The 11,902-nt window shown below is 49.2% G+C and carries 9 protein-coding genes and 1 pseudogene; 4 read left to right on the forward strand and 6 right to left on the reverse strand.

All coding sequences use genetic code 11. From position 1 onward, the window contains the following. Positions 1–713 (reverse strand): annotated as a pseudogene (locus DWZ45_RS13265) (glucan-binding protein); the annotation flags it as partial. A 366-nt stretch (positions 714–1,079) separates the two neighbouring features. Between DWZ45_RS13265 and DWZ45_RS13270 the strand changes: the two are divergent. Then, entirely contained in the window at positions 1,080–2,735 is a 1,656-nt protein-coding gene (locus DWZ45_RS13270) for an O-antigen ligase family protein (protein WP_118469404.1), read from the forward strand. A 262-nt stretch (positions 2,736–2,997) separates the two neighbouring features. Beyond that, positions 2,998–3,153 (forward strand): hypothetical protein, encoded by a 156-nt coding sequence (locus DWZ45_RS14575; protein ID WP_181357241.1) that lies wholly within the window; start codon positions 2,998–3,000, stop codon positions 3,151–3,153. Positions 3,154–3,316: 163 nt separating this feature from the next. On the opposite strand, the gene DWZ45_RS13275 is transcribed toward DWZ45_RS14575, so the two are convergent. From DWZ45_RS13275 to DWZ45_RS13300, 5 genes are all read right to left on the reverse strand, one after another. Continuing rightward, complete coding sequence (locus DWZ45_RS13275) at positions 3,317–3,847, reverse strand: hypothetical protein (protein ID WP_107001448.1); 531 nt, start codon at positions 3,845–3,847, stop codon at positions 3,317–3,319. A 224-nt stretch (positions 3,848–4,071) separates the two neighbouring features. Continuing rightward, positions 4,072–5,451, reverse strand: coding sequence for a cell wall-binding protein (locus tag DWZ45_RS13285; protein WP_118469405.1), 1,380 nt, complete (start codon positions 5,449–5,451; stop codon positions 4,072–4,074). A gap of 171 nt (positions 5,452–5,622) precedes the next feature. Continuing rightward, the gene (locus DWZ45_RS13290) at positions 5,623–7,233 is read right to left on the reverse strand and encodes an aldolase catalytic domain-containing protein (protein WP_117796037.1); all 1,611 of its coding nucleotides are present in this window, start codon (positions 7,231–7,233) and stop codon (positions 5,623–5,625) included. Positions 7,234–7,263: 30 nt separating this feature from the next. Beyond that, on the reverse strand, positions 7,264–7,929 hold the full coding sequence (locus DWZ45_RS13295; protein WP_022359155.1) for an HAD hydrolase-like protein: 666 nt from the start codon (positions 7,927–7,929) through the stop codon (positions 7,264–7,266). Next, entirely contained in the window at positions 7,926–8,732 is an 807-nt protein-coding gene (locus DWZ45_RS13300; protein ID WP_107001452.1) for a 3-deoxy-manno-octulosonate cytidylyltransferase, read from the reverse strand. Before DWZ45_RS13300 ends, DWZ45_RS13295 begins: the two co-directional genes overlap by 4 nt. Positions 8,733–8,965: 233 nt before the next feature. On the opposite strand from DWZ45_RS13300, the gene DWZ45_RS13305 reads away from it, so the two are divergent. Next, on the forward strand, positions 8,966–10,897 hold the full coding sequence (locus DWZ45_RS13305) for a thiamine pyrophosphate-binding protein (protein ID WP_107001453.1): 1,932 nt from the start codon (positions 8,966–8,968) through the stop codon (positions 10,895–10,897). A gap of 16 nt (positions 10,898–10,913) precedes the next feature. Further along, the gene (locus DWZ45_RS13310; protein ID WP_118469406.1) at positions 10,914–11,849 is read left to right on the forward strand and encodes an NAD(P)-dependent oxidoreductase; all 936 of its coding nucleotides are present in this window, start codon (positions 10,914–10,916) and stop codon (positions 11,847–11,849) included. The last annotated feature ends 53 nt before the right edge of the window (positions 11,850–11,902 follow it).

Raw genomic sequence — 11,902 nt, forward strand, 5'->3', positions numbered from 1 at the left:
GGTGATATCAGCCGCTTCAACAATCCGAAGGAACTGCAGAAACTTGCAGGATTTCCGTTGATTTTCTTCTTAGCGGCGTCTTTGTACATCTTACCGGAAGCATTGAACCAGTACCAACCTTCGTCATCACAGATGTCATTTTCACTGCAACCAGGAACTGTTTTCTGTACATCCTCATCAGTATCTAACATACCGGATTTCTCAAGCCACAGCCACTTATTCTCTGTTCTTGCGCCATCCATCTCTTCACCGAAGTAGTAAATAGCTCCTTGCCAATCCTGCCAACCATACAGCATCTCACCATCTTCGTTGAAAAGGTATGTCTTACCATTGATCTTCTTATCCTGATCAGCAACTTTTTTACCCTTGTTGTTGAAATAGTACCAATGCTTACCATCGGAATCCGGATCATCCTGATCATCATCAGACATAGTATACTTCCAAGCGTTTGTCAGCATAGCGCCATCTTCGCCTACATAGTAGTCATCGTCTACCCATGTGTTGGTCTCCATATCTCCCTCATCATCGAGGTGGAACCATTTACCGCCATCTTTTTTCCACTCGCCTGTTACCATCTCATCATCGCTATCATAGTAGTGCCAAACACCAGCGTCATCTTTCTGCCAACCAGCTGCGAAAGAAGTCATGGAAGCACCCATAGCGAGTAAAGCTGCTGCAGAAAGTACTGCAACTAATTTAGTCTGCTTTCTCATAATTAATGCACTCTCCTTTTTACTTTTTGAAATATTTTTCTCGAAATCCTAACTGCATTACCAGGTCATTATACTTCGGATATGGAAAAGTATCGCAAGTTGCAAAAAAAGGGAGAGATAATGTTACTGTTCACAGGTAGGCACTTTTGGAACCGAAAGTGCCGTAAGAAAACGTGGTGGCAGCAGGAATTTGCCGTATTTAAATGCGAAGCCACGGCAAATTCCGTTACTGGGCACGTATGCGTGAACAGTAACGAGATAATAGGGGAAATTTAAGATTTCCTTCCTTGCTATCCACAAAACGAAATGCTATACTGATACAAGCCGTTTCTCTGGTTTTACGAATAAGAAAAGGAGAAGAATGTGATGGAACAGACAGAGATTGCAAGAGAGCAGGGAGCTCCGGCTGCATCCATTTTGGCAGAGCAGGCATGGGAAGGAAAAGTCCGAAAGGTTTTTTCATGGATTGTGTCGGTGTATCTGTGTGTGGTGTTTGGGGCATTTCCGCTATATTTCCATAATTATTATTATGATATTCTGGTATCGAAATATCAGTTTTACTGGCTCAGCACGGTTGCGATGCTGGTGTCATGCCTGATCGCAGCGATAGTATTTGCGTGCATGGACTTAAAGCGGTTTGGCGGGGCGCATGTGCGGCGCTTTTTTGGCGCGTTTCGACCGTCTGAATTAAAAAAGCAGCCATTTGTCTATAAAGCGCTGGCAGTTTTCTGGGGGCTGGCACTGATGTCGACGGTGCTGTCGGATTATGTGTATGAGTCGTTCTGGGGCAATGAAGGACGATTCAGCGGATTTTTTTTGATTACGCTGTATGTGCTGGGAACGATTGTGAGCAGCAAGTATGGTCGGATGAGAAAATGGTACCTGGATGTGTTTTTGGCATCGTCCGTTCTGGTCTGCCTGTTTGGAATCACAGATTATTTCCAGATGGATTTATTGGGATGGAAAAAGGGCGTGAGCAATGAACAGGGAAACTTGTTTGTATCTACATTGGGAAATATCAACACGTATACGGCGTTTGTGGCGCTTACGATGGCGGTTGCCTGCGGCTGTTTTGTAAGTGAGAGAAAAGTGGGACGCCGTATCTGGTATTATCTGGTTTCGGCGCTGGCTTTTTTTGCATTGATTACCGGACAGAGTGATAATGCATATTTATCACTTGGAATGCTGTTTGCAGTGATGCCGCTGTTTTTATTTACGACATGGCGGGGCATCGCAGATTATGGTATTCTGGTGGCTATGTTTGTGACCGTGATTAAGGCAGTAGATACGGTCAATAAAGTATATGCCGATCAGGTCATCGGTCTGGGCGGTGTGTTTGGCGTGTTGGTGCGCTATCGTTATCTGGAGGGAGTTGTCGTTTTATTCTGGATTCTGGCGGGGGTTCTCTGGGTTTGGAAACGGAAGATGGAACAGACGAATCCAGAGAGCAAACCGGGACGATGGATTTGGCGTGGCTGGTGTGCCGTTTTGATTCTTGGATGCCTGGCAGTGGCATTTGTCCTCTATGATGCAAATTTGGGAGGACATGCGGAACGGTACAGTACGTTGTCCCAGTATCTTGTTTTTGATGATGACTGGGGGACGAACCGGGGATATTGCTGGAGAATTGGATGGCAATCCTATCGCGAACTGCCGTTCCTGCATCAGTTGTTTGGTTTTGGACCAGACACATATGGAATTCTGACTTGGGATTTCAGACAGGATGCACTGGATCGGTATGGGGTTTTCTATGAGAGCGCCCACAACGAATATTTCCAGTACCTCGTCACAATGGGACCGTTTGCGCTTGCATCCTATCTTGCGTTTCTGGGCGGCGCCTGCGTGAGAATGTGCAGAAAATGGAAAGAGTGCGCCTGGATTCTGGCGCCTGTTCTGGCGGTGCTCTGCTATGGAGCACAGGCAGTTGTTAATATCAACCTCCCGATCGCGACGCCGATTATGTGGGCGATGCTGGCGATTGGGCTTGCACTCACAAGAGAGAAAGCAGAACAGGCAGAATAGCTCAAATAGACGGCAAATCCGGGCAGATTCGTCGGAAAAGCCGAAATGACGAACTTTGTCGATTGAGAATTTAAAGTAATGTGTGAACAGTAGCTGAGCGATGCTCCGTGTCGAAATTTGCGATCGATAGACTCTTTTATTTTTCTTAAAATCGGTTTATAAATAATATGAAACGAAAAAACGATAGGATCGCCTGGCAGAGCTGCGTTATGCAGTGTGGTCATCTGAATGGAAGAACAGGCAGTCAAAAGGAGGAGAGTTTATGGATGAAGCTAAAAAATTGGTCGTTTTGGAACAGGAAAATGAAGAATTAAAGCGTGAGCTTAAGGAGTTATTTAAAACTCTGGATCAGATGAATCAAAGCTTAAACCGGATGATTGACCACTACATACTCTGTAAGACGGAGAAGGCGGGATAAGCGGAGAAACTGGATAAGATGGGAGAGAAGAGGCTCATTTATACCAGATGGAGCAAGTGAACAATCAAATCAAAAATTAAATACTAAATCGAATATCAAAGCCGCATGATTCAGAAGGTATGTTATTAAACCAGAATGAATCATGCGGCATTTTTTATGTACTCTATGTAATATGCAGTTGGCGCGTCAATTTCCAGATTAAATCATGCATCCAGGAGATCGTCTGCTCCAGCTGCTCGTTTTTCTCTCTTAGCGCCAATACTTCCTGATAGAGAGTTTCCTTGTCGGAATCTTTTGAGATATCCGGATGGAGATTCGAGGAAGTGGAAGATGATTTTGTTTTACCCGGTGCTGCAGAATGATCTGTCATCAATTTGGTGTTATCAGGTGCTGCATTTTGATCCGACGATTTTGCATCATCCGGTGATTTGCTCCGGCCGGATGGCTTTGTCTGCCCTGGTGCCTTAGCCTTGTTCGCCTGTTTGGCTTTAGAATCCAAAGGGCTTGCCGCATTAATCATGTGTCTGGAAATCAGGATCTGCCGTTGTGGATAGTCTAAGTCCATGAAATCCTGATACGGAATGGGAAGAGGAGTCATGGCGATTGAGCAATGCGGACACACCGCATTGGCAACGAGCTGAAAGAATCCATAATGTCCACAGTTTGGACAGCAATAAACATTTAAACCACGCATAGAGTTGCCTCCGTAGAAGTAAGAGTTGAGTCATTGGGAGAAAAATGAAAACATCCCCTTTATTATAATACGTTTTAATCGGGAACATTATAACTGGTTTTTAGAAAAAAATTTAAAAATTTCCAAAAAAATTTTTAAAACGATAAAAAAAGACATCTTTCAGAAAAAATACCGCGGTGTCACAAAAGTGTCCTGCGGTATTTGAACGGATGCAATATTATATTTTACTGGATGATTCCAGATGTGTCAACTGTCCAGGCAGTATCATTGCTGTCTTTGATATCCTTGAACCCTTTTCCGAGTTCCGGACGGGAAGCGGAAGAGGAGGAAGAGGTTGCTTTCTGGATGGTGCCGCTGGTGTTTACCAGGTAGCGTTTTTCACCGATGGAAACCGGCTCATAGCGGAGTTCCGGATCCGCCTTCTTTAAAAGACCGTTTACATAAACCTGGTTATCGCGCTCTCCATGGTAGCCCTGTCCTTTGAGGGAACCTTTGGTCTGGAAATACCAGATCTGGTTTTCTTCTAAATCATCATTGTAAATAGTCTGCTTGCCGGTACGCATCACGCCGTCGTCGCCGAAGTAGTAGGAGGCAAAGCTGCCATCCGCCTGTTTCAGGCTCTGAAGCCCGGTCTGCATTTCACCGCGCTCGTTGAAGCAGTAGCGCTCGGAATTGATGGTGAAAATAGCAAGATCCTTCTCGGCAAAGTAAGCAGTTCCGTTTTTAAAGAAGAAGGAAAATGGCTCTTCTTCTTCGCTGATGCCCGGTGCCCCTTCAATGGTGTACCAGCCGCTTGCCCGGCGTCCGCCATTTTCCGGATCGTAGTAGCGGAAATCGTTTAAGCTGACAGTGTCTGTGGCAGAGTTGTCCGCTGTTGCTGCTTCGTTTGAAGGTGTGCTGGAGCTTACAAAGCCAGCTTCCGCGACATTGATCCAGCCTGTCTGCATCTGGCCGTCGATGAATGTGTAGTAGCCATTGTCGATTTTGCGGTCCATCTGGCTTACGATCATGCGTCCTTCGGTGTCAAAATAGCACCAGATATCTTCATCGTCGGTGTCTTTCGTGATGGTTTCCAGCAGAATCCATCCGGTTTTTCTGGCGCCGTCATCTTCCTCGCCGAGGTAGTAGGTCTGTCCGTCCAGCTCCAGAAGCCCGGTCTGCATCAGTCCGTCCTCGTCGAAATAGTAGGTTTTTCCGTTGATGCTCATCCATTTGGCAGTTACAATCTTGCCGTCCTTGCCAAAATAGAGCCAGGAGCCGCCGTCCGGAGAATCCGGGCTGTCGTAGCTGATCTCATTTTCAGCCGAAACCCATTGGTTCTTTGCCATGTGCCCCTCATCGTTGACGAAATAGTCATCGACTCTCTGATTGGTAGTAATCTCGCCTTCCTCATCGAGATAAAACCAGTCGCCATTCCGCTTTTTCCATGTGTTTGTCTCTTTATAGCCGTCCTCATCGTAGTAATAAAGACGACCATCTTCCTCTGTCCAGCCGCTCTGAGCCGCCAGAACTCTGTAAGTTCCCGTATTTGTCATTATAGGTGCAGCAGCCGCGAACAAAGCCGCAGCGGATAAAACAGCTAAAGTTTTAGTTTGCTTACGCATGGTATAATCTCTCCTTTTTGAAAATGCGAAAATCCATCGCTGCATTACGGGGCTTATTATACGGGGATTATGCGTAAAAAGATAGTGTGCGTTGCTGGAAAGGGTGGAGAGATGTGGAAAAAGGGGTGAACCAGCTGGAACACCCCTTTTTCTATATGAAAATATAATTTTTTATTTTACGTATTTCGAATCCGTCAGGAACTCCAGCGTCAGCGTTCCTGCCAGCCTCTCCAGCGTATCTATCACATACTGGTTAATACTCTGTGATTTTTCCCGCGCGATCCGGTAGTCCATCGCGGAATTATAGTAGTTGTCTCCATCGACCGTATATCCGTCGAATCCCGCGCAGGCGGCGTGGTGGACGCTTGTTTTGGTCAGGACGTTCAGCAGCATGACAAAGGAATTATCGATGATCTCTGCATTCTGGTCAATCAGGGAATTATAGTTTAAGGTATAATCAAAATGTGTATCTTTGACATTCGTCACGTTCGAGGTCGCGATGACGCGCACCGGGCGTCCCTGGGCGTCGGCGTGCTCGAGCAGGCGGTTGTTGAGCTGGACATACCGCCTGGAATTGCTTAAGAACGCATAATCGATAGGAATTCCCTCCGGGATAAAATTGACGGAGATTGTGATCGGATTGTGCGCCTTAATATAGGAAAGAATTGCCTCCTTTTCCAGTTCCAGATTCTTTCCCGGACCGAGCAGCAGAAGCGGGCGCTCGCTCCAGGAAGCACTCAATGCCTGAATATCGGCTTCGTCATTGCATTCTGTGCTCTGATACCTGCGGTACAGTGTTTCAATGTAATCTTTGTCGTAGAGCAGTTTTTTCTCCGGCTCAATCGCATCCAGAATCGTATTGATGGATTTAAGCGACAGGGTGTGCTTATCCATCAGGAAGCGGACGTAGTTCGGATGGCAGTTGTTGGAGGCGGAAATATAGAAGAACAGGTTATATCCCCATGGGCTCTTGCGGAAGAACGGCATGATGCTGATGTCGATCGCCTCGAGCATCTGGCTGACATTGAAATTGCGTCCGAATACGGTGTTCATGTACATGGAAATGAGTTCGATCGGAAGATTTCCGGCGCTTTTTCCCATGCCGTACAGGGTGGCATCAACTAAAACGGTGCGGTCTGCCGGTTCGCGTAAGACTTCCATGCTGTTCGAGTATGCGAGCTGGAAGTTATTGTGGGAGTGGTAGCCGATCGCGATCGATGGTTTTAAGTTGTAGTTTAAGAGCTGGAAATAGTGCAGCAGGTTATCCTGATGCAGCAGACCGTAGGTGTCTACAAGGGACATCGCATACGGTTCCAGATCGTTGACAAGGTCAACCAGATCCAGAAGCTCACGGTCGGAGTAGCTGGTGATCGAAACCGCCTGTGCAAACACTTTGTAGCCCAGTTTTTTGACTTCGTGGCAGAACTGGATCGCCTCATGCATCACATGTTTTTTGAAAATGACGCGGATGCCGTCGATGTAGGAATCAGAACACGGGCTTAAATTAGAAATATCGCAGGTTCCGTAGTCGATCATGGCGACGATCATTGTATTTCCCTTGTCCAGCTTGCCGAAAATCTGATCGGCACACTGGGTTGTCGGCATGATCGTGCGGTTGCGGTCGAAGGAGCGGCGGTCATCCAGGAAACCAACTTCCAGAATGTCCACGCCCGCGCTGATCAGACGTTCAAAAATAGTAACAATATTGTCGTGACCGAACTCCCAGTCGTTGACGTAGCCGCCGTCGCGGAGAGTGCAGTCGAGTAATTTGACTTGTTTCATGATGTTTGTCCTCTTGTTATGTTTGTAATTTTAAAAATTGACTCCCAGAAACGCCCCGATATCATGCGTATCCTTTGCCGTATAAACTGGCGCATATTCCTGCCATGCCTCCGCGGTATCTGGTCCGAAGCCGTAGGTGACTGCCATAAAATCGACAGCTGCCTCTTTGGCACCTTTTCCGTCGGAAGAGGTATCACCGATAAGAACTGCCTCGGATGGAGACAACTCCAAAGCTTTTAAGCACTTGTGCAGAACGTCAGCCTTCGTCATTTTGCTGGCAAAATCGCTGCCGCAGATGGAGTCACAGAGTTCTGTGAAATGGTAATGTTCCAGCAGAGTCAGCGCATAATCTTCACGTTTCAGGGTGGCAACCCCGATCTTGCAGCCCTGTGCGCGGAGTGCGCGGATCAGGTCTTTGATACCGGCGTATGGCTCGGCTTTCAGCAGGTCGTGATCCTTGTACTGGGTGCGGAAAATCTCGGTTGCGTGGTTCGCGGCGTCCTCGTCCAGTCCATAGAGGCGGATGAGCGACAGCTTGACGGGCGGTCCGATAAAGGTGCGGAGTGTCGCCTCGTCGAGGGCAGGTTTTCCAAGTGCTTCTACCGTGTGACGCACGCTCGCAAAGACGCCTTCGGATGTATCGAGCAGCGTGCCGTCGAGGTCGAAGATCACGCCGCGGTATGTTTTCTTATTCATAGGGTGCTAGTCCTCCTGTGTAAAATCGCCTGTACTGTTTCAAGGTCGGCGGGGGTGTCTACGGAAAGCGTATATCCGCAGATGGGAAGAAATAGGATCGTTTTCCCATATTCGAGGAAACGCAGCAAATCCACGCCCTCGATCTGTTCCAGAATGCCCGGTCTGCTCTGGCAGAAGAAATCGAGCGATTCCCGCGTATAAAGCCCGATACTCACAAATTTCCGGGAAGGTTCGTCAAGCGTCCCCTTGCGGAATGGAATTGGCGCACGGGAAATGTAAAGCCCTGTGCCGTCCGGGCGGCAGACTACTTTTATGTTGGATGGATCGGCTGTCTCGGCATCGTTCGGGATATCTGCCATGGCATTGATGAGAAATGGACGCTGTACATTTTCTTTTGAGGTAATAACAGTAAGCGCCTGCTCCATAAAATTTTGCAGAATCTCCGGTGTCAGAAGCGGTTCATCCCCGCCGATCATCGCATAAAAATCAAATTTCCGCGAAGAAGCAGACTTGGAATCTTCCAGAATCGTCACCGCCTCCTGAATGCGGGAGGTCGGATTCTGATGGGAATGGGAGGTAAAAACCGCCTCAAATCCATATGTCTGGCAAACAGCAGCAATCTCAGGGCTGTCGGTCGCAGCGTAAACGGCATCAAATACACCGCTGTTCCGCGCCGCCGCGAGAACCCGCACAACCATTGGAATCCCATCAATCTGTTTCAATGCCTTTCCCGGAAAGCGAACCGAATTAAGCCGCGCCGGAATCAGCGCGCAGACCTTTTTTTCCTGTGCTAATCGATTCATAAGACGTTCCTCTGTATGATAAAGCAGTTACATAAAGTAAACTGAACCGTAACGATTCAGGCATACCGATGTGAACCGGATGCTGACCTTTATTATAGAAAAGAAATAGGAGAAATACAAGATAGCATAAGAAAAATGTAAGGAGTTGGGAAAATGCCGTGTCGGCTATGAAAAAAGAAATATGTGTGGTATAATATGACCACTTGACAAGGTATTTTCAGGAGGAAATCAAAATGAAACAGAAACTTTCTAATTATATAGCAGAAAAGCTTCTCGCATCCGGCATCACGGATGTGTTTATGATCACGGGCGGCGGCGCGATGCATCTGGATGACGCGCTGGGGCATCAGGAAGGACTTCACTGCCTCTACAATCATCATGAGCAGGCATGTGCGATGGCAGCGGAGGCGTATGCCCGCATCCACAACAAGATTGCGGCAGTGTGCGTGACGACGGGACCTGGCGGCATCAATGCGATGAACGGCGTTGCGGGCGGATTTCTGGATTCAATCCCGATGTTTGTCATTTCCGGACAGGTGCGTTATGACACGACAGCGCGCAGCACGGGACTTCACCTGCGCGCGATGGGCGATCAGGAGTATGATATCACCAAATCGGTTGCCAATATGACAAAATACTGTGAGATGGTGATCGATCCGATGCGTATCCGCTTCTGTGTGGAAAAAGCCCTGTATCTGGCTTACAACGGTCGTCCGGGTCCTACCTGGCTGGATATTCCGCTGAATGTGCAGGCGGCAATGATCGAGACAGACGATCTGATCGGCTTTGATCCGGAGGATTATGAGGCGGGCGGAACCGGCTGGGCGGCAGAGAGCGCGTCCGAGATTCCGGAGGATACCGCCGGAAAAGGTGAATTTCGTGCAAAACTTCCGGCACGTGTGACGAAGGAGACGGCGCGTGCGATCATCGAGAAAGTCCGCACCTCCAAACGTCCGGTGATCAATGCCGGAAATGGTATCCGTATCGGCGCGGCGCACGATGTTTTCATGCGCGTGGTTGAAAAGCTGGGAATCCCGGTTGTGACCGGCGCGGACAGCATCGACTGTATTTATGACGAACACCCGCTGTACATCGGAAAAGGCGGTAACGTCGGCGATCGCCCGGGCAACTTCGCGATCCAGAATAGCGATCTGGTGCTGTCGCTCGGAAGCCGTCTGAGTTTTCGCCAGGTCGGTTACCGTTTTACTACCTGGGCGCGCGAGGCGTATGTGATTGTGAATGATATCGATGCAGAAGAGCTGAAAAAGCCTACTCTGCATGTGGACATGCCGGTTCACGCGGATGTGAAGGATCTTCTGACCGTGATGGACGAGGTTCTTTCGGAGGAAGGAAAAGCGGACGGCGCGGCTTCGATGACGCAGGAGTACAAGGACGCGCAGGCAGAGTGGCTGCGTATCTGCCAGGGCTGGAAGCATGATTATCCGGTGGTTCTGCCGAAGCACATGAACGGCGGCACGGAGACAGAGGCAAACGTATATGCATTTGCGTATGAGATGAGCCGCCGTTTAAATGAGAACCAGATCGTGGTTGTGGGGAATGGATCTGCAAATGTTGTGTGTGGACACGCAAATATTGTGAAAAAGGGACAGAGATTTATCTCGAACTCCGGCATCGCTTCGATGGGCTACGGACTTCCGGCATCGATCGGCGCGTGCGTGGCAGATCACAGCCAGGATATTATCCTGATCACCGGAGACGGCAGTATTCAGATGAATTTACAGGAGCTTGAGACAGTTGTCAGCCACCGGATGCCGATCAAGATCTTCATTATCAATAACGGCGGTTACCATTCCATCCGCCAGACCCAGAAGAATTTCTTCGGCGAGCCGCTCATCGGTATCGGCGTGGACAGCGGCGATCTTGGATTCCCGAGTATGGAAAAGCTGGCGTGGGCGTATGGATTCCCATATGTATCGATTCATGGAAACAAGGAGCTGGGCGAGAAGGTAGAAGAAACACTGGCGATGGACGGCCCGGTGATCTGCGAGGTGTTTGTAACGCTGGATCAGAACTTTGAGCCAAAGTCCGCGGCGAAGAGACTGCCGGACGGAACGCTTGTATCGCCGCCGCTGGAGGATCTGTCCCCATTCCTGCCGGACGAGGAGATGGACCGTATCATGCTGATTCCGCGTATTAAAAAATAGTAAAGGAAACGATAGAATGAAGATAGTTGTCACAGGTGCCACCAGCTTTGTAGGTCTGGGGGCGGTGCGCGAGCTGTTACATCGCGGACATCAGGTATACGCCGTACTGCGGGAGCATTCGACGAAAGCGGATCTGCTGCGGGAAAATGGAAAATTTCCGCAGGGACTCACGATTTTGGAGGAGGATCTGGGGAATCTCTCGAAACTGCCGGAACGGATTCCGGGCGGATGCGATGTGTTTCTCCATATGGGCTGGCGCGGTGCAGGGAGTGATTCACGGAAAAATGAGTCAGTCCAGAAGGAGAGCGTGCAGGACGCGCTGAATGCCGTCCGCGTGGCGAAAGACCTCGGGTGCCGGCGGTTTCTCTTTACAGGTTCGCAGGCGGAGTATGGCGTCAAGAGCGAGCTGACAGACGAGGAGACGGTCTGCGAGCCGACCTCCCCGTATGGATGTGCGAAACTGGCAGTCCGGCAGCAGGCGGAAGTGCTCTGCCGGGAACTGGGACTGGATTACGGGCATGCACGGATTTTCAGTACGTATGGACCGGGCGATCATCCGTGGTCGCTTCTTTCCTCCTGTGTCCGGGCCTTCCGGGCAGGGGAGAAGATGACGATGACCGCCTGCACGCAGCTCTGGAACTTCATGTATATTGACGATGCGGGGCGCGCTCTGGCGGATCTGGCAGAATATGCGGGAAATCTCACGGATCACGGATGTGTCTACAATCTGGGCGGTCCGATGGATGAGACAGGACCGCTGCGCGGGTTTGTCGAGACAGTCTATGAGCTGTGCGGCAGGCAGGGCAGCATGGAATTTGGCGTCCGCCCGCCGAATGCAGAGGGAATCGTCAATCTGATCCCGGATATCCGCAAGATGGAGCGGGTGGTTGGCTGGAAGCCACAGGTATATTTTGAAGAAGGAATGAAGAAAATTCTAGCTTTTCAGAAATGATTTTTCTGCCCTCTGTGCAGAGTGACGGGAGAAAATGGTAAATATTTGGACAT

Source organism: Clostridium sp. AF32-7AC (assembly GCF_003477925.1).
Lineage (GTDB): Bacteria > Bacillota > Clostridia > Lachnospirales > Lachnospiraceae > Otoolea > Otoolea fessa.

Bases quoted from the DNA above. Each gene is read 5' to 3' on its own strand.
- DWZ45_RS13270 (WP_118469404.1), top strand. From the start codon at position 1,080: ATGGAACAGACAGAGATTGCAAGAGAGCAGGGAGCTCCGGCTGCATCC.
- DWZ45_RS14575 (WP_181357241.1), top strand. From the start codon at position 2,998: ATGGATGAAGCTAAAAAATTGGTCGTTTTGGAACAGGAAAATGAAGAA.
- DWZ45_RS13275 (WP_107001448.1), bottom strand. From the start codon at position 3,847: ATGCGTGGTTTAAATGTTTATTGCTGTCCAAACTGTGGACATTATGGA.
- DWZ45_RS13285 (WP_118469405.1), bottom strand. From the start codon at position 5,451: ATGCGTAAGCAAACTAAAACTTTAGCTGTTTTATCCGCTGCGGCTTTG.
- DWZ45_RS13290 (WP_117796037.1), bottom strand. From the start codon at position 7,233: ATGAAACAAGTCAAATTACTCGACTGCACTCTCCGCGACGGCGGCTAC.
- DWZ45_RS13295 (WP_022359155.1), bottom strand. From the start codon at position 7,929: ATGAATAAGAAAACATACCGCGGCGTGATCTTCGACCTCGACGGCACG.
- DWZ45_RS13300 (WP_107001452.1), bottom strand. From the start codon at position 8,732: ATGAATCGATTAGCACAGGAAAAAAAGGTCTGCGCGCTGATTCCGGCG.
- DWZ45_RS13305 (WP_107001453.1), top strand. From the start codon at position 8,966: ATGAAACAGAAACTTTCTAATTATATAGCAGAAAAGCTTCTCGCATCC.
- DWZ45_RS13310 (WP_118469406.1), top strand. From the start codon at position 10,914: ATGAAGATAGTTGTCACAGGTGCCACCAGCTTTGTAGGTCTGGGGGCG.